This is a genomic window from Sphingobacterium sp. UME9 (genome assembly GCF_014170215.1).
GTDB classification, from domain to species: Bacteria; Bacteroidota; Bacteroidia; order Sphingobacteriales; family Sphingobacteriaceae; genus Sphingobacterium; species Sphingobacterium paramultivorum.
Genome location: NZ_LZZP01000009.1, coordinates 233,346 through 259,293, shown reverse-complemented (window position 1 = coordinate 259,293; position 25,948 = coordinate 233,346). Strand labels below are relative to the sequence as shown.

21 protein-coding genes are annotated in these 25,948 nt (G+C 38.8%); 13 read left to right on the top strand and 8 right to left on the bottom strand.

What is annotated here, in order from left to right:
• Nucleotides 1-11 precede the first annotated feature (11 nt).
• On the top strand, nt 12-980 hold the full coding sequence (locus A9970_RS14375) for a DUF1735 domain-containing protein (protein ID WP_182982795.1): 969 nt from the start codon (nt 12-14) through the stop codon (nt 978-980).
• Between the two features lie 106 nt (nt 981-1,086).
• Nucleotides 1,087-1,779 (top strand): energy transducer TonB, encoded by a 693-nt coding sequence (locus A9970_RS14370; RefSeq protein ID WP_182329929.1) that lies wholly within the window; start codon nt 1,087-1,089, stop codon nt 1,777-1,779.
• Nucleotides 1,780-1,835: 56 nt separating this feature from the next.
• Here A9970_RS14370 and A9970_RS14365 read toward each other — a convergent pair whose 3' ends face one another.
• On the bottom strand, nt 1,836-2,195 hold the full coding sequence (locus A9970_RS14365) for a VOC family protein (protein WP_182982794.1): 360 nt from the start codon (nt 2,193-2,195) through the stop codon (nt 1,836-1,838).
• Nucleotides 2,196-2,667: 472 nt separating this feature from the next.
• Between A9970_RS14365 and A9970_RS14360 the strand changes: the two genes are divergently transcribed.
• From A9970_RS14360 to A9970_RS14350, 3 genes are all read left to right on the top strand, one after another.
• Nucleotides 2,668-5,913 carry a TonB-dependent receptor gene (locus A9970_RS14360; RefSeq protein WP_182982793.1) on the top strand — a complete coding sequence of 1,082 codons (3,246 nt, stop codon included), beginning with the start codon at nt 2,668-2,670 and terminating at the stop codon, nt 5,911-5,913.
• Nucleotides 5,914-5,924: 11 nt separating this feature from the next.
• Entirely contained in the window at nt 5,925-7,460 is a 1,536-nt protein-coding gene (locus tag A9970_RS14355) for a RagB/SusD family nutrient uptake outer membrane protein (RefSeq protein WP_182982792.1), read from the top strand.
• Between the two features lie 294 nt (nt 7,461-7,754).
• Nucleotides 7,755-8,990, top strand: coding sequence for a porin (locus A9970_RS14350; protein WP_182982791.1), 1,236 nt, complete (start codon nt 7,755-7,757; stop codon nt 8,988-8,990).
• Nucleotides 8,991-9,100: 110 nt separating this feature from the next.
• On the opposite strand, the gene A9970_RS14345 is transcribed toward A9970_RS14350, so the two are convergent.
• The 6 genes from A9970_RS14345 to A9970_RS14320 form a co-directional block, all read right to left on the bottom strand.
• On the bottom strand, nt 9,101-9,667 hold the full coding sequence (locus A9970_RS14345) for a Crp/Fnr family transcriptional regulator (protein ID WP_182982790.1): 567 nt from the start codon (nt 9,665-9,667) through the stop codon (nt 9,101-9,103).
• 12 nt (nt 9,668-9,679) lie between these two features.
• Nucleotides 9,680-10,954, bottom strand: coding sequence for an adenylosuccinate synthase (locus A9970_RS14340; protein ID WP_182982789.1), 1,275 nt, complete (start codon nt 10,952-10,954; stop codon nt 9,680-9,682).
• A 122-nt stretch (nt 10,955-11,076) separates the two neighbouring features.
• The gene (locus A9970_RS14335) at nt 11,077-11,658 is read right to left on the bottom strand and encodes an NAD(P)H-dependent oxidoreductase (protein ID WP_182982788.1); all 582 of its coding nucleotides are present in this window, start codon (nt 11,656-11,658) and stop codon (nt 11,077-11,079) included.
• A 58-nt stretch (nt 11,659-11,716) separates the two neighbouring features.
• Nucleotides 11,717-12,283, bottom strand: a complete 567-nt coding sequence (locus A9970_RS14330; protein ID WP_182982787.1) for a Crp/Fnr family transcriptional regulator — start codon at nt 12,281-12,283, stop codon at nt 11,717-11,719.
• Between the two features lie 101 nt (nt 12,284-12,384).
• The gene (locus A9970_RS14325) at nt 12,385-12,852 is read right to left on the bottom strand and encodes a cupin domain-containing protein (protein WP_182982786.1); all 468 of its coding nucleotides are present in this window, start codon (nt 12,850-12,852) and stop codon (nt 12,385-12,387) included.
• The gene (locus A9970_RS14320; RefSeq protein ID WP_182982785.1) at nt 12,849-13,841 is read right to left on the bottom strand and encodes an NADP-dependent oxidoreductase; all 993 of its coding nucleotides are present in this window, start codon (nt 13,839-13,841) and stop codon (nt 12,849-12,851) included. The genes A9970_RS14325 and A9970_RS14320 overlap by 4 nt, the downstream gene beginning before the upstream one ends.
• A 158-nt stretch (nt 13,842-13,999) precedes the next feature.
• On the opposite strand from A9970_RS14320, the gene A9970_RS14315 reads away from it, so the two are divergent.
• Nucleotides 14,000-14,386, top strand: coding sequence for a helix-turn-helix domain-containing protein (locus A9970_RS14315; RefSeq protein ID WP_153848620.1), 387 nt, complete (start codon nt 14,000-14,002; stop codon nt 14,384-14,386).
• Between the two features lie 4 nt (nt 14,387-14,390).
• Here A9970_RS14315 and A9970_RS14310 read toward each other — a convergent pair whose 3' ends face one another.
• On the bottom strand, nt 14,391-14,864 hold the full coding sequence (locus A9970_RS14310) for a DinB family protein (RefSeq protein ID WP_182982784.1): 474 nt from the start codon (nt 14,862-14,864) through the stop codon (nt 14,391-14,393).
• Between the two features lie 193 nt (nt 14,865-15,057).
• On the opposite strand from A9970_RS14310, the gene A9970_RS14305 reads away from it, so the two are divergent.
• From A9970_RS14305 to A9970_RS14275, 7 genes are all read left to right on the top strand, one after another.
• A complete protein-coding gene (locus A9970_RS14305; RefSeq protein WP_182982783.1) occupies nt 15,058-15,687 on the top strand; it encodes an RNA polymerase sigma factor in 630 nt (209 codons plus the stop codon).
• Between the two features lie 50 nt (nt 15,688-15,737).
• Nucleotides 15,738-16,940 carry a FecR family protein gene (locus A9970_RS14300; protein ID WP_182982782.1) on the top strand — a complete coding sequence of 401 codons (1,203 nt, stop codon included), beginning with the start codon at nt 15,738-15,740 and terminating at the stop codon, nt 16,938-16,940.
• A 131-nt stretch (nt 16,941-17,071) separates the two neighbouring features.
• A complete protein-coding gene (locus tag A9970_RS14295) occupies nt 17,072-20,536 on the top strand; it encodes a TonB-dependent receptor (RefSeq protein WP_259655402.1) in 3,465 nt (1,154 codons plus the stop codon).
• A 4-nt stretch (nt 20,537-20,540) separates the two neighbouring features.
• Nucleotides 20,541-22,274: a DUF4397 domain-containing protein gene (locus A9970_RS14290; protein WP_182982781.1), complete on the top strand. Its 1,734-nt coding sequence runs from the start codon at nt 20,541-20,543 to the stop codon at nt 22,272-22,274.
• Nucleotides 22,274-23,479, top strand: coding sequence for a hypothetical protein (locus A9970_RS14285; RefSeq protein ID WP_182982780.1), 1,206 nt, complete (start codon nt 22,274-22,276; stop codon nt 23,477-23,479). The genes A9970_RS14290 and A9970_RS14285 overlap by 1 nt, the downstream gene beginning before the upstream one ends.
• 11 nt (nt 23,480-23,490) lie before the next feature.
• Nucleotides 23,491-24,612, top strand: a complete 1,122-nt coding sequence (locus tag A9970_RS28700; protein ID WP_182982779.1) for a fasciclin domain-containing protein — start codon at nt 23,491-23,493, stop codon at nt 24,610-24,612.
• Nucleotides 24,602-25,945, top strand: a complete 1,344-nt coding sequence (locus tag A9970_RS14275; protein ID WP_182982778.1) for a fasciclin domain-containing protein — start codon at nt 24,602-24,604, stop codon at nt 25,943-25,945. The genes A9970_RS28700 and A9970_RS14275 overlap by 11 nt, the downstream gene beginning before the upstream one ends.
• Nucleotides 25,946-25,948: the final 3 nt, after the last annotated feature.

Here is a 25,948-nt window from a genome sequence, read left to right as displayed (position 1 = left end):
TTTAGATTAACATGAAAAAAATTATAAAATTTATATCCATAGCTTTAGTACTTCCATTAGTCTTGACCTCTTGTTTAAAAGATAAGGAACTAATCGGGCCTGATGCTGATGGTGCTGTCGCAAACGTTATTGAGTTTGGCGACTTGGGAGTTCCCGCTTCAAGTGAAACGAGTTCAATCCCTTTATACACTATGGCTTTTGATGTAGCTCCTACAGGTGTCCTAAACTTAAAATTAAAATGTGTTGGCGCGAAGAAAGCCGAGAGTGATATTAAGGTTACTATAGCGGTAGATAATTCTTTAATTGCAAAATACAACGAAGAGAATGAAACTGAGTATGCGGAGTTATCTTCGTCAGTATATAGTTTCAGCTCAACCGAAGTGACCATTAAAAAAGGCGAGCGGGAGGCAATATTACCTCTTAATTTGAAACCTGATCAATTTCAATTCGACGAAGATTACGCTTTAGGTTTGACAATAAAAACTGTTTCTTCAGGGGTTATTTCAGGTAATTTCGGTAATATGGTCGTGAATATCGGTGCGAAAAACGCGATCGATGGAATCTATACAGTTGCTGGTACAGCATCTGACAATGTCGTAACAACCAATGTTGGATTATATCCTAAAAATATTTCATTGCAAACGAATGGTGCTAATAGTGTATTGTATTTTGATAATACCTACGGTGTAAATGGTACAATATTTAGAACTGCAGCAGGAAGTGCAACGAATTATGGAAACTGGTGTCCGATTTTCGTTTTTGATAGTAGCGGTAAGATTACGAGCGTGAAAAATGCATATGGAACTGCATCGCAAAACTCTCAAGGGCGTGATGGTCAGTTAGATCCAACTGGAGTAAATAAGGTTACTTTCGGGTCTGATGGAAAAGTTCAAAAGATTGAAGTTAGCTATTTTATGACTCAAATGGGAGCCGTAAGATTAAGCTTTAAGGAAGTTTATACATACAGCAAAGCACGTTAATTTTTTAAATAAAATAAGAGAGACCTGACATAATACAGGTCTCTTTTGTTTTTATTGAGAATTTTTGGTAATTTAAAGAAAGTTACTTTATTAAAAAACCAATTCTATGAAACCAATAATTTTTAGCTTAATCGGAATGCTTAGCTGCGTATTCTCCTTTGGACAGGAAAATGCAGCCCTACCAAAAATAGGATATGACAGTTTTGTCAAACAGGTCAATCGTTCTTTCAAATTAACTGATAGTGAGATATCTAAAGATATTTCAGGGGAAATCATATTGGACATCCGTGTAAATGAATTTGGAAAAATTGATTCAGCTGATATCGCGAAGGATATTGAAAAGGGGATGGGGATACGTTTGTTAAAGGCTGTTAAAATGTCTGGGGATTGGGAACCTGCTACGAAAAATGGAAAACCGATTGCTTCTTGGGTACGTTTTCCTTACAAAGTGTTGAGCTTTAAAGAGTCTGCAAATTCAGCTGCAATAGTAAAAGCAGAGCCAATTGAAGGCATGTCTACTTTCATTGAAAAATTCTATAAAAATTTCCAATATCCACCTGAAGCACTGAAAGCAGGCTTGTCTGGTGATTATGAGTTAAATTTTATTGTGAAAGAAGATGGGAAAATTACTGGTGTTAAATTAAAAGATGATCCTGGTTATGGCGTGTTAACGAGTGCGCAACGTGCCCTTAACAGGGCAGGTAAATGGAAACCAGCAACCCAAAACGGGGAGGCTGTAAAGTCTTCTGTTGTTGTTCCATTCAAATTGAATTTGAAAGAATTCAGAACACATATTTAATTAGATCAAAAAAGGAATTTTTATGTAATATAGAGGTAGCAAGTATTTTGCTACCTCTATATTTTTTTACCAAACTGAAGCACATATCCATTATTATCATAAATAGCAAACTCGCGCATCCCCCATTCGAAAGTTTCTATTTCGTAACATATTCTGGCATTATCCTTCAATTCTTCCCATAAATTATCAACATCAGCTATGTTAAAATAAAAGGACCCTGTAAATTGTGCTGTTTCAAAAGTAATGCTTTCAACAGGATGCGAAAACATGATTTCGATGGTTCCACTTCGCAGTAAAGCCCAGTTCAATGCTTCATTTTTTTCAATACATGTAAATTCGAGTTTTTCAGTATAGAACTGAATAGTGTGGTCTAAGTTTTTTGTATATAATATTGGATTTAAGCTTTTGTAGTTCATCTTTTTTTGCCTTTGATTGTTTTGGACTATTGTTTTGTCTTTTTGATAGTAGTTATGTGTTTTTTTTTTATTGTTATCGATTGTAATGGTAGTTTTATGGTGAAAAATACAAAATATTGCAGTATTTGTTGTTACTTCATGAAAAAAATATTTACTTTTTTAGATTGAGGTATGTTGTTTGTGTAATTGTTTGGTATTTAGTGTTTTTTGTGTCGTTTTTTGTGTGAAATACTATGATTTATATCGTTTGTTTTCCAGTTTTTTAATTCTATTTCCAACTTCTTCTTGCAACTTTAAAAGTTTGTTTTATCTTTGTTTTTAACAAAACCTTAACATTTCGTTGATGGTTTTTGTACACTAACTGTATTAGCCTGTTGGGCTCATCACTTTTGAAAAACATATATTAAAAGTTTCTTCGGTGCTTTTATCGTATTTAGTTAGATAAACTACTTATTTAAACAAACATAAACATATGAAACACAAACTACTCAGTTTTTTCGTGGGGAGTATGATCCTGTCGTCTGTTGCTTTTGCGCAAGAGAAGAAGATTAGCGGTCGTGTAACTGGCGCTGATGGGAAACCGTTGGTAGGGGTTACAATTGCCGTTCAAGGATCAAACATTGCTACTCAAACAGATGCAAATGGAAAATATTCTTTATCAGTTCCTGTTGGTAAAGTAATGGTTTTCAGGTATGTCGGTCATTCTGATAAAACTATAATCGTTAAAGATGGACAGTCATTATTCAACGTGTCACTAGAGGATCAGAATACAGCATTAGATGAGGTTGTCGTAGTCGCTTATGGTACTGCCAAAAAAGAATCTGTGACTGGATCCGTAACCTCTGTTTCTGCAAAAGATATCGAAAAGAGACCTGTTACAAATGCATTTGCAGCTTTGGAGGGGTCTGCTGCAGGTATTCAACTGAACAATACTTCTGGTATGCCAGGCGCAGAACCTAGTATACGGATACGTGGATTTTCATCTTTGAATGGATCTAACAACCCGCTTTATGTCGTGGACGGTGTACCTTTTGGTGGTAATATCTCCGATATCAACCCCAATGATGTGGAAAGTATTTCAGTTTTAAAAGATGCTTCATCATCTGCACTTTATGGAAGTCGGGCTAGTAATGGGGTAATTATTATTACCACCAAGAAGGGTAAGGCTGGCCGTTCTCAGGTTAATATCTCAACAGACCAAGGTTTCTACTCGAGAGGTATTGCCGAATACGATCGCGTGAATGATAGACAATTTATGGAAGCCATGTGGCAGGGATATAGAAATAGTTTACTAACTAACAATTCGGCATCCTATCCAACAGTTCAATCTGCAAATGATGAAGCAACCAAATCTTTGGTGAGCAATTATTTGAAATTGAACATCTATGATAAAGCTGATGATAAACTATTTGATTCCAATGGAAAGCTTGTCTCTGATGCCCAAATAAAAAGTGGATATGCAGACGATTTGGATTGGTTTAAAGAAGTAGATCGCGTTGGACATCGTCAAAATTATAACATTGATGGAACTACCGCTACAGATAAAGCAAAGGTTTTTTATTCGACAGGATACCTCGACGAGAAAGGATACATTAAAAATTCGGGTTTAAAAAGATTTACTGGACGATTAAATGCTGAACTTCAAGCTAAAGATTGGTTCAAATATGGCTTTAACTTAGCAGGTTCACATCAGATCTCAAATCAAATTAGTGGTTCCTCTGACGATGCAAGTTCATTTGTTAATCCGTATAACTATGCAAGATCGATAGCACCAATTTATCCAATTCATTTGCATAACGCAGACGGATCATATGCATTGGACGAGGCCGGAAAAATACAGTATGATAACGGTGAATCTACAAGATTGCAATATGTCGGAAGACATACCATTTGGGAAAATGAATTAAACAGAGACCAAACAGTTCGTAATACAGTAAATGGTAGGGGCTTTCTTGAGTTTAAGTTTCTTAAGGATTTTACTTTAACGCTAAACGGTGATCTTAATCTTCGCAATTCGGAACGTCGTACGTATAATAACGCAATAATAGGTGATGGTGCCGGTCAGGGTAGAGCGGCTAGGAATATTTATCGCTACAAAAACTATACAGTTCAACAATTATTGACTTGGAACAAAGATTTTGGCTTACACCATCTGGACTTATTGGCAGGACATGAGAATTATTCTGACAACTGGAGTTATCTATATGGCTATAAAACAGATGAAATTTTTGAAGGCCAAACTGATATGGTAAATTTCACCAAAATTACGTCGCTGTATGACTATCAGGAAGATTATCGTGTAGAAAGTTTCTTGTCTCGCGCTCGTTATAATTACGCAGGTAAATATTTTGCGGAAGCATCTTTTAGAAGAGATGGTTCATCTCGATTCAGCCCAGACAATCGTTGGGGGAATTTTTGGTCATTAGGTGGTAGCTGGAGTGTATCTAAAGAGGATTTCTTTAAAGATATGCTGAATACTGTTAATGATTTGAAGGTTCGAGCATCTTACGGTGAAGTAGGTAATGATGAAAGTGCAAGTAAGTATTCTTATTTATCCTTATATGAGTTAAGCCAAAATGCGAATGCAGGGGCGGTCTTTAAAAACCAAAATCCTTCACCTGACTTAATTTGGGAAACCTCGAGTTCGTTCTCTGCGGCAGTAGAAGCTCGATTATTTAAACGAGCAAATTTAAGCTTTGAATACTTTAACAAGCAGTCTCAAAACTTGATTTTTGATTTTAATCTTCCATTGTCTGCTGGAGCAACATCATCTTCGAGTGCAGTTTCAACAGTAACAAGGAATATTGGTTCAATGTCAAATAGGGGCTTCGAGTTAACTTTTGATGTAGACGTGTTAAAGGGTGATGGATGGAGATGGAATGTTGGTGCGAATGCGACTTGGTTGACAAATAAAATATTATCACTACCTGAGGAAAATAGGGAGAACGGAATTGTAACTGGTAATTTCAAATGGGTTGAAGGCGGAAGCCGTTATGACTTCTGGTTGTTTAAGTATGCGGGTGTAGATCAGATGACTGGTCGTTCACTTTACCTGGCGGACACAGAGCGTTTTAATGTGAATGGTTCTGCCCCAGGAAAAGCAGAGATCCCTACAGCGGAACTTGTTGAAATTAATGGAAAATACTACGTTACTAATGCTTCTAGCTATGGTCTAAGGGGCTGGTCCGGATCGGTTATTCCTAAAATGAATGGAAGTTTCAATACCAGCTTTGAGTATAAAAACTTCAGCTTCTCAGCGTTATTCACTTACGCTATCGGTGGTAAAGTATACGATTCTTCCTATGCTAGTTTAATGGCCATGTCCGGTACGCCAAGTGCGCTACACACCGATATCATGAAATCGTGGAACGGTATTCCAGATGGAATGACAGCCTCCTCGGCGGATAGGTTGGATGTAAACGGTATTCCTTCTATCAACTTTTCTCAAAGTAGTATGAATAATTATGCTACTAGTGACCGTTTCTTAACTGATGGATCATATTTGGTTATCAAGAATATTGCGGTGGGTTATAGTTTGCCAAAAAAATTGGTTAGTAAAATAGATTTGTCTTCCGTGAGAGTTGTTGCTGGAATTGAAAACTTGTCTACAATGACAAAACGTAAAGGAATGAACCCACAACAGCAATGGAATGGTACCAGCACAAATGCTTGGGTTACTCCACGTACAATTTCTTTTGGTGTAAAAATTGGATTATAAGAAATCAAACAATGAAAAATAATAAATATATAAAAGTATTGTTAGCAGGAATGATTCTTGTTTCTTCTTGCAAAAAAGACTATCTAAATACAAGTCCTACAGATTCCGTTGAGCTTTCTAAAGTATTTGAGACGACAAAAAATGCTGAAGTAGCCGTTAACGGTTTGGCAAAAATGATGACCCAACAGTATTTAGGTAGCCAAGGTTTTAATGGAGAGGGGACAATCAAAATGTACTATGGGAACTATCCTGGAAACAATTTTTTTGTCAACTTAAGTGGCTGGGCAGACATTATCAATGCAAATTATAATCAAAACTTAACAAGCATTTACCTGTATTATCCTTGGTTTTATTACTACAAAATCATTGGTAACGCAAATCAAATTGTCGAAAATATTGATGCTGCGGATGGAAACTTAGCCGACAAACAATTTATAAAAGCGCAAGCATTGACTTACCGTGCTTACAGTTACATGATGCTAGCTCAGATCTATGGCAATAGATGGAGTGATTCAAATAATGGGCAGACAAATGGATTGGTGTTAAGAAAAGATGTGTCAACTGGAGATATGCCTTTATCTACCTTGGGCCAGACTTATGATTTGATCTATACGGATTTGAATGATGCCATTTCATTGTATGAATCTTCAAAATTAGTTCGTAATGCAAATAAAAATTACGAAGTAAACAAAGATGTTGCTTATGCGGTTTATGCGCGAGCAGCTCTGAATAAACAGGATTATGTCAATGCCGAAAAATATGCTATTTTGGCACGGGCTAATTATGAACTGATGAATAATGCAGAGTATAAAAGTGGCTTTGCAAATCCAAATAGAGAGTGGATTTGGAGTAGCTACGGTGCGTCTGATGAAACGTTATACTTCTATTCATTTCAATCGTATATTGCTTATAATTCGTCGGCAAGTGCTGTTAGAACAGCGCCTAAATGTATCAGTAGAGAACTATTCGATAAAATTCCTTCAACAGATATTAGAAGAGATCTTTTCTTAGATCCAAAAGGCGAAGCGTACACAACAGCTACAGGATTGGCCGGAGCGACTATGAAGGCTAGGGCTTTTGCTACATTTCCAGATTTACAATCTAATGCAGTGCCTTACGCTTACATGAACTTTAAGTTCAAAGCGAATGATCTACCGGGTGTTGGAAATTTAAATCACTTTAGGGCTTCCGAGATGTATCTTATTGAAGCTGAAGCTAAATTTTTCCAAAATAAAGCAGCAAGTGAAGTTCAAGGTGTTCTTAACGCATTAAACGCAACTTCAGGAAGAGATGTGAAATATGTTTGTACAAAAACAGGTACAGATCTACTTAATGAAATCAAACTTTATCGCGCGGTTGAACTATGGGGCGAAGGATTCGATTGGTTTGATATGAAACGTTGGGGAGATGCTATTGTGAGAAGAAATAACGCAAACGGGGGTAATTTCCTTACATCTTTAGCTGTTACAATTAATCCTCAAGATAAAAATAAATGGACTTGGTCTATCCCTCTTCGTGAAAGCGATTATAATAAGGGTTTGGAATAATTCAACGTATAAATCAATAGGATTGAAAGGCCGATACAATTTGTATCGGCCTTTTTATTTTAAGGATACTTCTAGATTGCGAGTTCGCATTGTCTTGACCGATCTCTTTCGAGATATATTACTAAATCGTTAATTTTATGTATATAAATTAATAGACTAACAATTTATTAATATTAACTTAATATTGAGAATCTATTTTTACGCCGTTGAAAGATGATGGAATAGAAGAAGGAAAAATGATTCTGCTCGTATCATTTCATCACAAGCGAAAAAGATAATTTATTTAAAATTCTCATGAAAAAAGCACTTTTACTCTTAGCCCTGATAGGTCCTGTCGTAGCGCTTGCGCAAAATAATAATGCGCCCTCCAGCTATGATCCACATGATATCAAGATTACGGGGTACCTTCAGACACAGTTTCAGAAAGCGCAATCTCCTGGAATTACGTCCTTTTCAGGTGGGGATTTTTCAAAGAATTCGGATAACAGATTTATGATCCGCAGGGGACGTCTTAAAATTGACCGGGTGGATACGTACTCCAGTATTGTCTTTCAATTGGATGCTACTCAAGACGGTGTACAACTGATGGATGCCTTTATTCAATTGCGTCACCCAAGCCAAAAAGGCTTAAGTTTAACGGCGGGTCTGTTCAATAGACCTTTTGGATATTCCATTGTATACTCATCGGGCTATCGTGATTTTCCGGAACGGGCACGTGTATTCCAGACGTTGATGCCACGCGAACGTGATCTTGGAGGGATGGTAAGCTATCACCCTGGCGGTAAAGCTAAATTCTTAAACTTAGATTTAGCCTTGGTAAATGGCAGTGGTCATTCGGCTAAAGATTACGATTCAAAAAAGGATCTGATCGGTAATCTTGCTTTTAAATTTGATAGCCTAGCAGATAAAAAACTCCATTTGGGATTTGGTGGCTCATTCTATAAAGGTTCGGTTCGTAATGATACGAAAACTTATTATACGCCAAATAGCAATGGTTATACAGCACATACCAGCGACGAGAATGAAGGCAGGGCGATCGGTCGGAATTATTATGGCGCCAATTTACAGTTGGAATTTGATAGTAGTTTGGGAAAGTCCAGCTTTAAAACAGAATATGTCGCCGGTGATCAGCCAGGGGTAGCGGGTGGTGCCGATATCAAAGGACCTTACGCAAGCAGAAGTTTTACGACCCAACCGACAACAGACCTTTATCAGCGTAAATTTAACGGATATTATCTTTGGTTTACGCAAGAGATTGCTAAGACCGGTATAACCGCGCTGTTAGCGTATGATGTCTATGATCCAAATACTAAAGCAAGTGGCATGACAATCGGCATGCCTGATAATTTTACGGCCGACGGAGATGTTAAGTTTAGTACGCTGGGCTATGGTCTTGCCTATCAGATTAACAATAGGATAAAATTGACCGTATATAATGAGCATGTAACGAACGAAACCACAAGTTTACCAAACTTTTCGACTGATCTGAAAGATAATGTCTTCACTACAAGGCTGCTTTATCGTTGGTAAAACGGCTCAGGCTACAATTTTATCGCAATGATCGGAGTTGATCGAAAGGATTCGTATTCGTGTGACTAATGCATTAGGGGGCGCAATTTGATTTAGATGCTGCGAGGGTACTAGATATTTTTCCGAATCCGGCTCAGTGATGATGCGGTAATCCCTAAATAGGATGCTAACATGGCTAGTGGCACACGATTGGCCAAACCAGGATAAAGCTTTAAGAACAGCAGGTAGCGTTCTTTGGCATCGAGATTCATCATGGTATTTGCCGTTTTTAGCTTGCTTTCCACTACAAAACCATAAAGTTTGGCCATCAACAATGGCCAAACTTTAATTTCCTTTTCAAGGAGCGTAAAATTGTCAAAATCGAGGCTCCAGATCTCGGTATCTGTGAGGGATTCTATATAGTCATTGGAAGGTGTTCGATCCAAGAAGCTCTGAAGATCTCCAATAAAACGACCTTCATAGATGAAATAACGCGTAAAATCGTCACCTTTACTGTTGTAATAGAGCGAACGGAATACCCCCGATTCCACAAAAGCAATGCTATTGTTTACTTTACCGCAAGCGACAAAATAGCTTGACTTTGGAATACTTTTTTTTTCGAATGCCTGTCGAATTAGGTTCTCTTCTCGCAAATCGAGCTGTCCAAATTTTCGGATGTATTCCAGTAATTGCTCCATGTTACCTTTATATTACTTCGCTAAGTTAATCAATTCTTCACGTTGAGGTCCTGTTGAAAGATAATTTATGGGAACTTGTAACTCTTCTTCTAAAAAGGAGATAAATGCACCCAAGGTTTCTGGAAGTAAGTTTGCCTGCTTGATATTAGAGAAATCGGTATTCCAACCTTTTAAAGATTTCCAGATCGGTTTAATTTCTTGTTCAGCGGATTGAGGAAATGCTAAAGAAATTTTTTGTTCATCTATTTCATAATGTGTACAGACGGGGATGTCAGCCATTTCGTTTAGGATGTCGGCTTTCGTAAGAACAAGCTGAGTGACTCCATTTAACATGATGGCATATTTTAATGCTGGAAGATCCAGCCAGCCGACACGACGGGGACGCTTGGTATTGGAACCGAATTCAGCTCCTTTTTCCCGCAAATCATTGGCAGCTTGTCCTGTGATCTCGGTTGGGAAAATGCCATTACCCACACGGGTGCAATAGGCCTTTGTAACACCATAAATTTTGTCCACCAGTTTAGGCGACACACCCAAGCTTACACAGGCTGCGGAGGCTATCGTATTTGATGAGGTCACATAGGGATAACTTCCATGGTCGATGTCAAGCAGAGTTGCCTGCGCGCCTTCCGCCAATACCTTCTTGCCATCTCGGATTGCTTTATTCAGAAAGATTTCAGTATCTATAATTGGCACTTGTTTTAACGAAGTGCATCCTTGAATAAAATCGTGGTAAAGCTCTTCGAATGTGGGCATTTCTTGTCCCAGAAGCTGTAGTTCGTTGTATTGACGGTTTAAAATTTGATATACATCAGTATTAAAACTATCCGAGTGAATATCACCAACACGAAGGTTCTGTCTTAGTATTTTATTGGAATAGCTTGGCGCAATTCCATTTTTGGTCGTTCCTATCGTGCGATACAATGGGGACTGTTCCATATAGATATCCCAATAGCGATGGGTCGGTAAAACGAGATGCGCTTTTTGGGATATCAAAATCTTATTGAAGAGATCTTGATCTGGCATAATGTGCGCTAGTTCTTCTATTTCTGCTTTGAATGCTAATGGGTCAACCACCACACCGGTGCCAATAATGTTTTTGACATGCGACGAAAAGATGCCTGATGGAAGTAGTTTTAGTGTAACCTTGTTACCTTGATAATAGATACTATGTCCGGCATTCGCGCCGCCATTAAATCGGGCGATAATATCATAGTCGCTTCCGATCAGATCAATGAATTTTCCTTTACCCTCGTCTCCCCACTGGAGCCCAATTAGAATGTCCATATTGCGTTTGTCTTGAATTTATGGTCAAAGCTAGGGCTTGCAAAGCGGAGGGCAATTGCCATTTGGCAAAAAGTGCTCCTCATTATCATTTGGCCAGCAGTCTTAATGCGTTTGGATTGCGCTTAAGCTTGTTTGTGTCCCAACCGTTGTACTTTTTGTAACCATTTATTTCGTTTAATAGGATCGGAAGTTTTGATAATTCCGATATAGGTGACTTTAACCGGCGATATTCCACAAAATTGAAGGGTTGATCTTTTGAGTTGATTAACACTTGGTCTGCCGTAAACTAATGCATAATACCAACTTGGTTGATCGAGTGTTGTAATAATCCGGGCAGATTTTCCTTTTAGCAATTTGTCCCAAAAAAGAGAATTTTCGCGGTATTGAAAGGCCCGTCCAGGTAAAAATAGTCTATCGATAAAGCCCTTCATCAAGGCAGGAAGACCGCCCCACCAAACGGGATGTATCCAGACCAAATGATCGGCCCATAAGATGTCTTCCCAGGCAAGAAGTAGGTCCTGCTCAAGTTCTGTCCGTTTACGATAACCAAATTCAAGGTTTGGATTGAAGTCAAGGTCAATAATATGGATTGTTCGTACTGTAGCTCCGGACGCTACCGCAGCTTCTTGATAAGCATTTGCAATGCCAAAATTGAAGGATTCCCGATTCGGGTGACCATTGATAATAAGTATTTTTTTCTGCATGATGTCGTATTACATTACAAAAATACCGATAGAGCCACCGTCTTTATAGGACAAATGTCTAAAAAGAAATTTCGCTGCGAATACGACTTAAATGACGTTGTGTGATGCCTAAATAAGAAGCAAGATATTGTAAAGGAAGCTGTTGGATAAACTCAGGATGATCTTTGAGTAAATTGGCATAACGTTGTGATGCGGTTTCTTTTTGCAATTGAAAGACGCGTTTTTCAAGCTCAAGATATTGTTCCTCGGCAATCATTTTAAGGTACTTTGTCCATTTTAGGCTATTTGTGGCGAGTGTATCAATGGTGTTTTTTTTGATCGTCCATAGTTCGGCAGGGGTGATGGCCTGCATGGTCTCCGTACTCGGCCCGCCTGTAATAAAGGAGGAGTAGGCCGCTATCCAGGTATTGGGAAAGCGAAAACAATAGGTAATATCTTCCCTGTTTGTACTGCTATAATAAGAACGAAAGATCCCTGATTGTATAAATGCAACCTCATGACAAGGTTGATTCTCTTTAACAAAAAAGTCGTTTTTGTTCAGCTTTCTATATTCAAAAAGCTGAACAATCTGATTGATCTCTTCTTCCTCAAACAGACGCAAAGACCGAAAATATGCTGCTATCATGAAGTCCAAACTTAGAAAAATTGTGGTGTTCATGCAAGATAAATTCGATGTGATTCAATCGACGCTATGTTTAGTTTTCCGAATGAGCAATAGGTGGATTTTTAATTCGCATCGATTAGAATTGCCAATTGCAGGCACATTTGATTGGAGCGATTGCTCCAAGCATGATTGGTGCCACGTTGGATCACAATATCGCCGGCCTGTAAAAGCGTTTCTTCTGTGTCTGTAATCAAGTAAATCTCCCCTGCAAGAATAACGATGTAATCTAAACTTGCTGTCTGATGCATGAGGGGATGAGGGGTGCCAATCGCTGTTTCTATACCAAGTTCCCGATCGGGTGGGATCTGTACATAGCGGAAGTACGTGCCATTTTTGATGACTTGAGGTATAGCAGTGTTTTCTATGGGATGCTCTTTCTCAAACTTGGCCGGCATTTGACTGGTTTGCCAGATATCGGAAATAACGAGATTGGGATAGTGCTCCGATACATTATCGACCAATGCATCCGCTTCGATAAAGGATTTGCCGGCACGTATGCCTGTCACGATTCGTCTAGGTATAGTTCTCATTGATTTTGTATAATTAATTTATTGCCTTGAGTCTGGTTGTTTTTCAACATTAGATGCCCTTTTTCTATTGTTTCGGGGCTCAGTTTACCAATAAGATAAATAGGGGCGGGTTGAATAATTTCTTGCTCAATATTGTGTCTGATCCGATCCAGTCCATTTTTGAAATAGGGATAATTTAGTTTTTGCGCATGGATAAAGTTGGATATATTGATGATCTGTGCGGCCGAACTAAATAGTTGGTTTCTTGCTGCCGCGGTCGTAAAATGTGTGATGTCGATATAAGTTCCATAGGACTTTAATACTGCGGCGGCAACTTCCGAGAGATGCTGACCCACCGCATCGATAGCGACATCAATACCCTGCTGATTACTTCTACGCTTGATTATTTCCGTTAAATTCTCTTCTCGATAATTGATGATACTGTCTTTTTGCAGTCCTAGTTGGTGTAATTTTTCAATACTGCTCATACTTCCTGCAGTTGCCACGATATTTTTAATGCCGTTAGCCAGGAGTAATTTTAATACAAAAAGACCCACGCCCCCGGACGCGCCGGTTAGGAAAATATGGTCTTGCGGATTAATTGTTGCTCTGTCGAACACTTGTAATGCGGTGATACCAGCGGTAGGAAGTGCTGCCGCTTGCTCAAAAGAAATATTTTTTGGTTTAGGGGCAACGAGGCCAGCTGGTAACTGAATGTATGCTGCATAGGTCCCGTTGCTGCCCATGCTACCACAGGCAAAAAACACTTCATCTCCAATTGCATATTCACTTACATCTGAACCTTTATCTGTAATAATTCCTGCCCCTTCTCTACCAAGTATCGGTGAATATAAATAACGTCGTTCAAATTCATTTTCACGCATCTGGTAGTCTATGGGATTGATTGCGGAAGCTATTATTTTAATTTTCACCTCGTTGGGCTTCACTTGAGGAAGGTCAACGTTGGCATTTATCAATTGATTGTCTTGATCTAATATAACGGCATTCATAGTTCTATCTATTTTAAGGGATGAAAAATCAAATTGGAAATAATTTACACTGCATCCATAGATTTTACATCTTATATAGTTGTTATGACAAATCTACCTTTCGTTTGCTATATATTTGTTGGTAGTTAACAAGTGGTAACTAGTTGTTAGAAATCAATATGGGACAAGTTTTGGACGGAAATCAAATGCGGGAGGCGAGTTGTACAGAAGAATTGCGCGCTATGCGTGACGCGCTAGATATATTGGGCGGAAAATGGAAATTGATGATATTGCGTTATTTGGCTAATCGGGAGTCGCAGGAAATCTATTTCAAAAAAATGGAACGGGAGATTCAGGGAATTTCTGCAAAAGTGTTGACGAAAGAACTTCGAGACCTTGAATTAAACTTGTTAGTCGCCCGCCCGCCAAGTGAAGACCCCATAAAAGTGTTTTATAAAATTACGGACTATGGTAAAAGTGTGTTCCCCGTCACCGAATCTCTGGTCAGTTGGGGTTTGGAATACCGAGAGAAAGTGAAACAGGAACTCACTGCATTAGCGAAATAACAATTTACTCCGATTGAAGAATTAACTTTTTGATCAGTGAAATCTGACCAAGGTGATAATAGCTATGTTCGATTACACCTTCGATATTTCTAAGGTAAGATCCATACTTCTTATCAATAAATGGCTGATCGAATAGGTTTTCTTCAAATTGGGCAATACTGTCGGCAAATGTTGCTGCGTTTTTTAGGAATCGATCTACTAGCGCATTCCAATCGGCTTTGGATCGGATAGGCGGGATATCAAAGCTGTATTTATCGCTGATTTCCAATTTTCCATGCTCAAATGCCATCAGTAATCCCTCTAGGTAATAATTGATATGATAGGTTAGGGCAGCGATAGAATTCAGATTACTTATTTTGAATATGGCCTGTTCCCAGGTCGTATCCAATAGTTGTTCCTGATAGTTGGTATTGGCAATCCAACGTCCATTCAAAAAAACTTCGCGAAGTCTGTCTGCAAGAAATATACGTCTTTCCATTTTGTGTTAAAATTTTCCAATGATTAGTTTTTTCCTGCCCTTTGCCATTATTTACACGTTACAGCTATAGGAAGAATTGGTATTGATTTTCTAAGTCCAATTTACATACAATTTTCCTATTCTTCATCTTTGGTTAATCTCTTGTTAATAAGACTTTCCTTTTTTTGTATAAAGTCATTGTTACCAAGATATCATGTTTGCACTAACCGGAAAAGATCTAAGAAATGTTTGGGACCAATTTGTGAAAGAGGAGTGTGAAGAATCATTTTATACGTTGTATAAATATTATTACCACTATCTTTCTTATTTGGGGCTAAAAAAGAAAATGTCGGTACAGCGTGTTCAGGATAGCGTGAATGATGTGTTTCTACATCTATGGGAGAAAAAGTCCAGCAATTGTCAGATACGTAATCATCATAATTATATTATTACGGTTTTCTTTCAAAAACTTTTCCGCAAGGAATCACTACAGCTGACAGATTTGGATTTTGTAGAAGAAATCCATGATCCGTCAATCCATCAATCTGTTGAAGAACAACATATCAGTGCGGTAACAACAAATACCGTCACACAGTTGGTTGAGGAGCATATGGAGCAATTAGGGACAAAACAACGACTGGTGATTTACCAACGATTTTTTTTGGATCTTTCTTATCAGGAAATCGCTGATGCCAATCAGGTTTCGATCCATACAATCTATAATACCATTTATAAATCCCTAGAAAAAATAAAAAACAATCTTTCTAGTGAACAAGAAATCTTCCTTAAAGTTGCCGTAGGGCTACTTTCTTCATTTTTGTTGATTTTTCTTAAAAACGAGTAGTGAAAAAATGACCCTGTCCACTCTATTGTATAAATTACGATTAGAGTAGTATGAACGAACTTAATTTGCAAGCGTTATTATTGGACGAATCTTTTGTGAACTATTGTAAGGGAACAAATAAAGAGGATATCGAAAAATGGGAAAAATGGTTACAAAAATATCCTGAACATAAAGCGTCCATAGCGGAGTTGCAGGAAACCATTGTGGCAATGGGACATTATGCGGGCGAACTATCCGTTCAAACAAACTATGATCGTTTGCAGTCTCAAATAAAAAAGCGCGCTAACCAGCGCAGCTTTACAGAAAATGGTATGGCTGCCTGGTTAAAAATTGCGGCGCTCCTGGTCGCTGTTGGCGCTATCTCACTGTTTCTATTTAAACAACAGTTTGTGGAGAGCGAGAAAACAGAACGTGCACAGCATATTGGCGTTCCAGGAAAGGATGATGCCTTATTGACACTAAAAGATGGCTCCGTTGTTTCCTTAGCTGATATAAAGAATGGAAGTGTTGTTGCACTTCAGGGCGGGGTAGAAATACAAAAGAACAACGATGGTGAATTGGTGTATAAGGCTGTTGAAAAGGAGCGGATCGCCAGCACAGCAATGAATAAAATTGCGACGAATAGGGGAAATCAATATCAAATTATACTGCCAGACGGATCGAAAGCTTTTCTCAATGCAAATTCAACCCTGACATATCCTTTGAAATTTAATGAAAACGAACGGCATGTCCATATGACCGGAGAGGTTTACTTTGAAATTGCAAAAATTGAGAGGGGAATGGGAAGGGGAAAACGAATTCCTTTTTACGTGGAGACCGCAAATCAAAAAATAGAAGTTCTTGGTACGCATTTCAATGTCAACGCATATGATGACGAACCTTATACAACAACAACTTTATTGGAGGGAAGTGTACGCGTTAGTTCGAAAAAAAGAAATGAATCGGTGCTCTTAAAACCAGGGCAGCGGGCCTTGTTAAATGAAGCCCTGCGTGTTGAAAATGTGGATATTTCTCAGGAAGTAGCTTGGATAAATGGTGACTTTGTTTTTAAAGGAGAGGAGTTAGTAAGTCTGCTGCGTAAAGTTTCAAGGTGGTACAACGTGGATGTAACATGTCCTGAACGACTTGAAAAGTTGAAATTTGATGGTATGGTATCGCGTTCTCAACCGCTATCTACCATTATTGATATGTTGCAAACAACAGGAAAAGTAAAATTAACGCTAAATGGAAGGAGGCTTATTGTGATAGATTGACCTATCTAATTTTTACGATAAGCCGGATAAAAACAACCAAAGGTGCTGGTAACACCTTTGGTCAATGTGTTAAGCTTATCGATCATGTTGCGATTCAATGATCATCAAATAATATTAACAACAACAAATATATGAGTTTTTATCAATGCATGCGTGTTATGAAAATCACCATGGTATTTTTAACTTGTTTGTTGGTGAAAGTCAGTGCGTTTACTTACGGTCAACGTATTACACTTAACAAACAAAATAGTCATATCCCAGCTATATTAAAAGAAATAAGGCAGCAGAGCGGTTATGATTTTTTTTACGATAATGGGCTCTTTAATCGAGCAAAACCCGTTAATGTCAATCTAAACAATGCAACTGTTGAAGAAGCATTGAATATATGTTTTGCAGGACAACCGTTCGGTTATGTTGTGAAAAATAAACTGGTTGTTGTTACTGCGCTTCGGACTGCGCTGGAAAAGCCCGCTGATGTATTGCAGCAGCGCTTGGCTGGTCGAGTCATTGATCAACAGACAAAAAGGACATTGGCCAGTGTTTCAATCCGTGTTAAAGGGACATCTGGAGGAACGAATTCTGATGCAAATGGAAATTTTTCGTTATCGATTTCTAAAATCCCTACTGTTCTCGTTCTTTCCTATCTAGGCTATCAGACCAAGGAAATTGAAATTAATGATGTGAAGGAAAACCTTGTCATTGGGTTGAGCCCTCTTGCTACAGCATTGGAAGAGGTCACCGTCCAGGCAAGGCGTAAAATGAACACTGAAACGGCCGTGCTGGAAGAACGTAAACGCGCTTCTATTGTACAGGATGCTATTTCAGCTGAATTGATTGAGCGTACGGCCAGTATCACGACTACACAGGCATTACAGCGCGTTACTGGTGTTACGGTGACTGACGACAAATATGTTGCGATAAGAGGGCTAGGTGATCGATCTGTGATCGGTCAGTTGAACGGCGTAAGATTGGCTTCTTCTGATCCTGACCGTAGCGCCATCCCATTGGATCTTGTTCCGGCTTCCTTATTGGATAATATTACCGTTTATAAAACAGTAACACCAGATAAACCTGCCGATGCTGCTTCGGGTATCGTTGAGCTCAAAACGAAATCTGTACCTGAGAAAATGACATTTGAGCTTATCGCTCAAACCGGGCTCAATTCGAACATTGGTTTGGGAGGAAATTACAACAGCTTTTGGAACAGTGAGATGGGATTATTGGGAACACGAATCAATAAAAAAGACCTTTCCTCGGATTTTCTAAATCTTGCAACGCAATATCCCAATGGATTAAGTTCTATCCAAGATATGATCGCCAATAGCAACTATAGTCCTTCAGGATACCAAGAAGTAAACCGGGTTAATACGATTATGAAAGGGTTCGATCCCGTTATGACGACTCGATACCGCCGTGCGCCCATGAATCAACTTTACTCGGCAACATTCGGTAATAGTTATGATGTTTTTGGAAAACACAAACTGGGACTTGTCGTCGGAGGAAATTATTATAGAAGAACCGCTGATATTTATCAGGGCGAACTGACCCAGTATAGCATCTATCAAGGGGTAGTAACCGGTAACCCTGATATTTTTAGTTTTAGGAATATCCCTAATTATATTACACCGAATAGTCTTTTTATGGGGAAGTATCAAACTTATAGTGAAAATACAGGAACCGAAACACTAAACTATGGTACACTTGTAGGGGTCACCTACCGCTTTAATCCGCAGCATGAGGTCAGTATGCAATATTTGGGAAGCTGGGGAGGAGAGTCTATCGCAACAAATTTAAACGGGCGCTATGAGTATTCGGGCTTGCCTGGCGAAGTCAGAAGTACTATACACTCGCTTAAGCAGACTTTCCGTAATCTGAATACCTTTAACCTGCAGGGCGAACATAAGTTTTTGAAAAATGAGTTGTCGCCTCGTTTGAGTTATAATGTTGCAACGTCAAAGTCCACACAGAATGATCCGGATTTTAGATTTGCAAGTCTTGTAGACTACAAACCTCGGGGTGGGGGATGGTATCGACGTCCCATTATAGGTGAGCAGGCTCATTTTGATGACTATGTATATTCTGAACATCTCTATGCACTTACATCGGGCTATGTAAACGGATTTGGAAATTATGGCATTATTCAAGCTGAACCTAATGGTCGGAGATGGAGAAATTTGAACGAAGATAATTTTAATGCAAAAGCTGATCTGAGTTTTCCTTTTAGGCTATTTGGTGAAAAACAGTTGTTTAAAACGGGGTTCAATTATTTATTTAGGGATCGTAAATTTACAGAAAACCAGCTGTTTCTGCCAGGTTCAAATTTTACGGGTAATAAGGCCATTCCTTTGTATGACGTCCAAGGCAATTTAGACCGTTTGGTAAGCAATGAAATTGTAGGTGTTGTATTACCAAAAGCGGGGCAGGGTGAAGGTATGATGCCAGTAGGTGGATTTCTATACAATAGCCAAAAATCGCCAAATAACTACAAAGGTTATTTTGAAACCAATGCACTATATGGTATGTTGGATCTCAAGATTGCTGAACGATTCCGCATGGCTGGAGGAGTTCGGTTTGAGATGACAAATATTGGTTCGGCAGTGGATACTGCTAATGTATTTTTAGACCCTGCACTGACCGCAACATCTCCAGATGGTACACGTATTCCACTAGACCCGATTAATCCCAATTCTGTCTATAAAACGAAATATAAACCATTCTATTCTGTCAATGCAACCTACACGCTGAATGACAACATGAATTTTCGTGGGGCCTTCAACACGACCCTGGCAAGACCTGAATTGCGTGAGATTACCAATGTATTTGAATTTGATGCCTTTCAAATGGGCTTAGTTGTTGGTAATCCCAATTTGAAAAATCAATATACCCAAAATGCGGATTTTCGTTGGGAATGGTTTCCTGCTAAAGGAGAGGTTATTGCCGTGTCGGCTTTTGGAAAGCGTATAGAAAATCAATTGGTTAAGGTATTTAATCTAAAAACCCAAGGGTTAGCTGCTACTTATCCGGAATTTCCAACCATCCAATTTCAGAATGACGGTAATACTGGTAGGGTATGGGGATTGGAATTTGAGGTTGTTAAGAACTTAGGAACGTTATATGATCCTTTAAAAAACTTGTTTTTGGGTACCAATCTTTTATTGGCACAAAGTGAAATTAAAAAATCTGAGGAGCGTTATGAAGCAAATCGTTCACTGGATAGATATACCCCCAAAAATAGTCCTTTATTCGAGCAGGCTCCTTATTCGATTAATGCTTGGTTAAACTATGATAACGACAAATCAGGAACCGATCTCACAGTGACCTTTAATATGGTTGGGGAACGCTTAGTCCAAATTAATCTGACAGGGGAACCGGATCTGTATACACAGCCCGTGCCTTACCTTGATTTTGTTTTTTCCCAAAAGCTAAATAAACGGATCTTGTTTAAAGGCTATGCCAAAAATATAATGAATCCCGCTATTAAAACTGTTTATGCAAATCCGCAAACCGGAGGAAAGTGGTATGGAAATGAGTATATCAACAGAAGTTATAAGCGCGGTGCGGAAATTATGATCGGTTTTACCTATAACTTATTTTAATCTAATGAAAATCAGTATGTTTAAGCGTGTGAGTTGTCGGTTTTTTGGTGTTGCAGCTTTATGTTTTTTATCCTTTGTTTCTTGTAAAAAAGAAAAGCTGGATGTGATTAATGACAATCGTCCTGTAACTGAAAACCGACCAAATTCGAATACCAGAATTGTTAATCTATCTGACTTTAATCAGGTTATTGCTAATGGCGACAGCTTGACAAGTTTTGTTGTGTTGCATCCGTTAAATCCGGGGAATCATAAATATCCTGGAACGTCATATTTCCCAACAGACGGACGTTTGGGAAAGACATGGACAGTTCCACAAGATCTTTTTGATCAGAAAGAAGAGACAGATCTTACGTTTGCAGCTCGCTTTTATCAGGGTTTTGGTTTGAACCATGATTTTAAAGTCAAGGTTGACAATAGTTATGAGCAACCCAAGGATTATTTTTTGCTTCCTTCCTTAATCATGAATGGTCAACCTGAAGTTGTTGCATTAACGCGGACTATTACCAGTCCCAGTAAGCCAGACCATTTTAAGATTCGGATTGTTAACCTAGCTGGAGCGATCAAAAACCCTTCCAATGGGATGGGCGGTGCACAGGAGAATCTCGTTGGTGCAATATCGTTAGCTTATGCCGATGGTACTTTGGTTGATCAAAAAACGAATGATATTTCTGTCGCACGCCGCAATTCTGACTATATTGAACTGCCCTATGGAACCTATCAGTTTAAAATATTGCTAGCAGATGGCAGACCCCTTCCTTCTTTGGGCTCGGGGCGGTTTGAGTATGGGATTATTGATCTACCGACTTCCACCATTCCAAAAGATTATGCGAAGTCCACTAATTTTGCTTATGCTCCGATTCAGGATTTCCAACCTGGTGGTGTTTATACGATCGTAGTCACCCCGCAGCGATTTAGTTATTTCTCAAATGAGATGAACGAAACAGCTGAGGCCTATCAAAATTCGTTTCAGATTATCACAGATATTTCAGGGCAGGTTAATCAAAGTTATTTGAGGATACAAGGTGTAAATGCATATAAGGATCAATCGATAGGATTTCGGATCGATGGAAAGGTTATTGCCAGCGGTATCGAATTCGGAAAGGGAAGTAATTATAGTGTGTTTACCCAGAAGCAATATGATATAGAGGCTATAGATGCAACTGGAAACGTACTCGCTACAATAAAGCAGGAATTGCGGAGCAATCAAAATTATACGTTATGGCTCTATCCTGATCTAAATGGAAAAGCTCAGTTGCTTCTCATTTCCAATGATCTGAGTGGTACGCTCCCTTTACCAGCTGAAGACGATGGAACATACAGCCGACTAGCTTTTAAATTCTTCTTCTTTAATCGCTTTTTAAATCTATCAGCAAACAATCCTTATATCACCTTTACACTGCCCAATGGACAGCCTTTCGGGAACAATGGCAATGTAAATCTGCAACCTGGGATTCCTTCGATTAATATGCCTTATACCAATGTAAATGTTATGACGGATCCCTACGCAATAATGGCTTATCGTTCTAAACCAGATGTAATACCAGGTATCTGGGCTGATGATATTGACGTATTGAAATCGACGGAGTTTATAGCAAATAAATCACTCTACACAAACATTGGAAGGTCTCTACCAGCATTTGAGCCAGGAATTTATACTGTGGCGTTGATTGGAAAAAGTGGAATGGGGCTGTCCGATAAAGAGAAAGCGCGAATGATCATTATCAAACATAATAAATAATGAAAAAGCAAAACATATCAAATCGTATTTGGCTATTGGCCATTTTTATATTATTGTTTGCATCCTGTACGAAGATTGAATATACACAGATCGCAGAGCCGGCTTACCTACGTGTTTTTAATAATATCAATTACGTACAGACTATGGGTAGCAAGGATGATAAAGTACCCTATTTTTGTATGCTTATCAATCCAAAAATAGGATCTGATGGAAAATTTACAGGAGCGGAAATTATAGGTGATTTCTTGGATAAAAGAGATCCTTATGCTCCCCCATATCCTTCTCACATCGGGAACAGTACAGATCCAAGCAATCCCGAATATCCAGGAAAAGAAAATGTCCTAGTCGGTCCTATTTTAAATGGATTTGACTTAAGTAGCTGGGCTCAGGTGCCCTCAGGCGAGGTAAGGGTCGTATTTGCATACCGTCCAAAAAATACGGTACGCTTCTTTGAATTAGAAGATCGTTTGAAAAATGATATTCTGATTGACACGGTGATCAATCTTCAAAGCAAAGAAGTTTATACACTAAATCTTTTGCAAAGGGATTTTATCAAGAAGGATCATGGAATTTTATTAAGACATGAAAATTTCTATAAGCTTCCTTTATCAGATTCATTGGTGTACGTAAACTTTTACAATATGAGTGCGAAAGGGTTCTGGGAAGCCGATGCAAGCTTAAAAGATGATGATTATAAGCTGAAAAGCTTCAAAAATGGTGTCAAAGATGAAATGAATGTGTTTTTGTCACTTTATGAAAGTCAGGAAGAGCTCAGCCATTATGCTGCGAAAGTAAATGGTTACCAAGGGCGTTTTTTGACAACCGTTAAACGTAATACAAGTTCAAATGAAGTGAACGCATATGCAAGTTTTCCATTATGGGCGAGTAGTAAGTCCAACGGTATCCGCACAGCTATTTGGCAACGATTTGACTTTTTTACACTTGGAATGGATCCCGTCACGAATCCATTTTATGATAGTGAGACAAATACAGGTAGCAACTGGGCTGTACTTAATTGTCTTTTGAACGGAAAAGTAGGATTGACCAGTAATGAAAACGGAACACTGCTTCCAAATTTGTTGGTCAATGTACATTCGGGAAAGGATAATCCACGCACTTTCGCAACGGTCAATACGATCGAAATTGTCAATGGTCGCGTCTACCTAACTACCATACAACGAAAATATGCTCCACCTATTTACTAAAATTAGCAGAAATGATTCAATATAATAGCAAAATAGAACAGAAGGTTTCACTGCTTCATGCTATGGGCTGGTTTTCTGCGTGCTTATTTATTTTGTTGCTACAAGGCTGCAAACATGATAATCTCACGGTGCCCCAACCTAATGAAAATATACGACCGGCCGCCGACTTTATTCACAACAATTACGAAATGCGACTCTTTGATGCGGCGTTGGAGAAAACGGGTCTGAATGTCGAACTAAATGGTAATGGGCCATTTACAGTTCTTGTGCCAACCGATCTCGCTTTTAATGAGATCGGTGTGTTTCGTCCAGCTGACCTTGATCGAATGAATAAGGATAGCTTGCGGAGACTGATTTCTTATCATATTCTCCCAAGGCGTCTTTATGTGAGCGATATTCCGAGCAATTCGGTGGATTTTAGGTATGCAACACTGGAAGGTTCCGAATTGTACGCCTCAATCGGTTCTGTATCACCTGGGGCTATTACTCCAACAAATATGCTGTTTTTTAGCGGAGCGAAAGCGGTCCGCAAAGACGTGGTTTTATCCAACGGGGTATTGCATGTGCTGGACAAGCTCATGAAACCACAATTTGAGAAAAATATTCAGGATTGGCTCAGTGACAAGAAAGACTATACTGTTTTTGTAGCTGGACTGAAGAAATTTGGGCTATGGGATCAGTTAGCTGAAAAAGGCCCTTTTACGGTATTTGCACCAACAAATGAGGCCTTAGAAAAGAGAGGGATTACGATGGAATTTTTGAATGGTGCCGTTCCTCAAAATTATATCGCTGAGGTATTATTTGGTGCTTACATCATGTACGATAAACATTTTTTTATATCGGATTCGCAAGTTTTTAATGTCATTAATTCGAATGGTAATTACAAATATCACTTGAAAGACAAAATACATTATATGGAATATTTTGCCAATGAAGCCTATCCGACCTGGAAACTAAGTTATAATATGAGGCTCAGGGACAATGATACTTTCTATTCGATTATACTCGCTGATGTAACGTATGCTGTCGGCGCTAAAATGGACTATTTATGTAGTAATGGTCTGGTACATGATTTAGATCAAGGGCTGGTAAGCCCAGATCAAGCGATAAAAAAAGGAAAAGATGAAAAATAAATCAATAAATGCCGTTTGGCATATACTGTTGTTATGTACTACTGCTGTGTTTGTACTGCTATCTTGCCAAAAAACTGAGTTCATGCCGGAGCTTGTGGGGGAGGAAGTCCCTTATAAAAATGAAGCTTCACAAGATGTTACGCAACTATTGACAACGCATAGTGAAGCAAAAGTTTTTTTAGCGGCTTGGCAGAAAAGTAACATTGTAGCACTGATCAAGGCTGCTGGAGTCAATACAAAAGTGACCGTATTGGTCCCAACCGATAATGCGTTGAAGCAAGCAGGAATAACATTAGAGACTATTCAAAAAATGACTACTGAGGAAGCTGCCGATTTCATTCAATTTTACAGTTTTTTAGGAGATCTTAATCAAATTAAACTTGGTAAATATAGTCTCATGGTTCGCTCGATGTTAAAAAATAAAAATTACCGCGTACCTTTTTATGATAATACCGAGCCTGTAGGAAGACGTTACGATATCTATGCTTATCGTCATTATCTCGCTGTGAAAGATGGCGATTTGCTAGTCAATGGTAAGTCTAAAGGAAAATTAGCCTATGAGCCTGCGACAAATGGCGGTGTTTATATGTTGGAAAAAGTGATCGAAAAACCGACTATGACCATATTGGAGGCGCTAATAGCCGACGGAAGGTTTACTTTTTTTGTGGAATCCCAACGTTTGTCCGAGGAAATGTTTTATGAAAAAATGTTGGATGACATTGAACCTCTATGGGGATATCGTATGAGTAAAGAGGAGTTTTTGAGCTATTATCCAGAGGCCAGAGCTCCTTATCAACGAGGCTGGGATGTAGATAGTGGGCCATCTTACAATGAGTCACCTAATCTTACCTTGACAGCCACCTTTGCACCAACAGATGATGCCTTTCGAAAAGCAGGGTTTAATAGCGTGGCAGATATTTTAGCTTTTAATGCTAAACGAGGAGATGTAAGATACGACGACATTTATTTTGAACCACGTGGAGCATATCCGACAGATACTTTATTCAGTTTTCATCGCAATTGGGGCAGAGTGTTTGCAACTAAGGACCCTGCATATGGCATTGCGCTATCTAATAATACCGTCTTTTATAGTAATGATCTGGATCCGACCTTGTTAAATGATTACTATGTGAATGTGGGAGGGTCAGGACAAGTTCAATATGCCTATAAAATGCCGCTTTCCTTTTCCAAAAATGCGAATCAGATCCAAATGAAGGTCAAAGAAGCCGAGCAAGCGCCGATCAATATTATTGATACAGATATCAATACGGTCAATGGACCTATCCATGTTGTTGATAACCTACTGCTTCCAAAAGGATTTAAACTTAAATAAAAG

What these genes read in the sequence shown, in the direction of transcription:
- A9970_RS14310 (WP_182982784.1), bottom strand. Translation starts at nt 14,864, where the DNA reads ATGGAAAGACGTATATTTCTTGCAGACAGACTTCGCGAAGTTTTTTTG.
- A9970_RS14285 (WP_182982780.1), top strand. Translation starts at nt 22,274, where the DNA reads ATGAAAAAGCAAAACATATCAAATCGTATTTGGCTATTGGCCATTTTT.
- A9970_RS14360 (WP_182982793.1), top strand. Translation starts at nt 2,668, where the DNA reads ATGAAACACAAACTACTCAGTTTTTTCGTGGGGAGTATGATCCTGTCG.
- A9970_RS14335 (WP_182982788.1), bottom strand. Translation starts at nt 11,658, where the DNA reads ATGCAGAAAAAAATACTTATTATCAATGGTCACCCGAATCGGGAATCC.
- A9970_RS14320 (WP_182982785.1), bottom strand. Translation starts at nt 13,841, where the DNA reads ATGAATGCCGTTATATTAGATCAAGACAATCAATTGATAAATGCCAAC.
- A9970_RS14355 (WP_182982792.1), top strand. Translation starts at nt 5,925, where the DNA reads ATGAAAAATAATAAATATATAAAAGTATTGTTAGCAGGAATGATTCTT.
- A9970_RS14350 (WP_182982791.1), top strand. Translation starts at nt 7,755, where the DNA reads ATGAAAAAAGCACTTTTACTCTTAGCCCTGATAGGTCCTGTCGTAGCG.
- A9970_RS14365 (WP_182982794.1), bottom strand. Translation starts at nt 2,195, where the DNA reads ATGAACTACAAAAGCTTAAATCCAATATTATATACAAAAAACTTAGAC.
- A9970_RS14330 (WP_182982787.1), bottom strand. Translation starts at nt 12,283, where the DNA reads ATGATAGCAGCATATTTTCGGTCTTTGCGTCTGTTTGAGGAAGAAGAG.
- A9970_RS14305 (WP_182982783.1), top strand. Translation starts at nt 15,058, where the DNA reads ATGTTTGCACTAACCGGAAAAGATCTAAGAAATGTTTGGGACCAATTT.
- A9970_RS14290 (WP_182982781.1), top strand. Translation starts at nt 20,541, where the DNA reads ATGAAAATCAGTATGTTTAAGCGTGTGAGTTGTCGGTTTTTTGGTGTT.
- A9970_RS14315 (WP_153848620.1), top strand. Translation starts at nt 14,000, where the DNA reads ATGGGACAAGTTTTGGACGGAAATCAAATGCGGGAGGCGAGTTGTACA.
- A9970_RS14340 (WP_182982789.1), bottom strand. Translation starts at nt 10,954, where the DNA reads ATGGACATTCTAATTGGGCTCCAGTGGGGAGACGAGGGTAAAGGAAAA.
- A9970_RS14300 (WP_182982782.1), top strand. Translation starts at nt 15,738, where the DNA reads ATGAACGAACTTAATTTGCAAGCGTTATTATTGGACGAATCTTTTGTG.
- A9970_RS14370 (WP_182329929.1), top strand. Translation starts at nt 1,087, where the DNA reads ATGAAACCAATAATTTTTAGCTTAATCGGAATGCTTAGCTGCGTATTC.
- A9970_RS14325 (WP_182982786.1), bottom strand. Translation starts at nt 12,852, where the DNA reads ATGAGAACTATACCTAGACGAATCGTGACAGGCATACGTGCCGGCAAA.
- A9970_RS14275 (WP_182982778.1), top strand. Translation starts at nt 24,602, where the DNA reads ATGAAAAATAAATCAATAAATGCCGTTTGGCATATACTGTTGTTATGT.
- A9970_RS14375 (WP_182982795.1), top strand. Translation starts at nt 12, where the DNA reads ATGAAAAAAATTATAAAATTTATATCCATAGCTTTAGTACTTCCATTA.
- A9970_RS28700 (WP_182982779.1), top strand. Translation starts at nt 23,491, where the DNA reads ATGATTCAATATAATAGCAAAATAGAACAGAAGGTTTCACTGCTTCAT.
- A9970_RS14295 (WP_259655402.1), top strand. Translation starts at nt 17,072, where the DNA reads ATGAGTTTTTATCAATGCATGCGTGTTATGAAAATCACCATGGTATTT.
- A9970_RS14345 (WP_182982790.1), bottom strand. Translation starts at nt 9,667, where the DNA reads ATGGAGCAATTACTGGAATACATCCGAAAATTTGGACAGCTCGATTTG.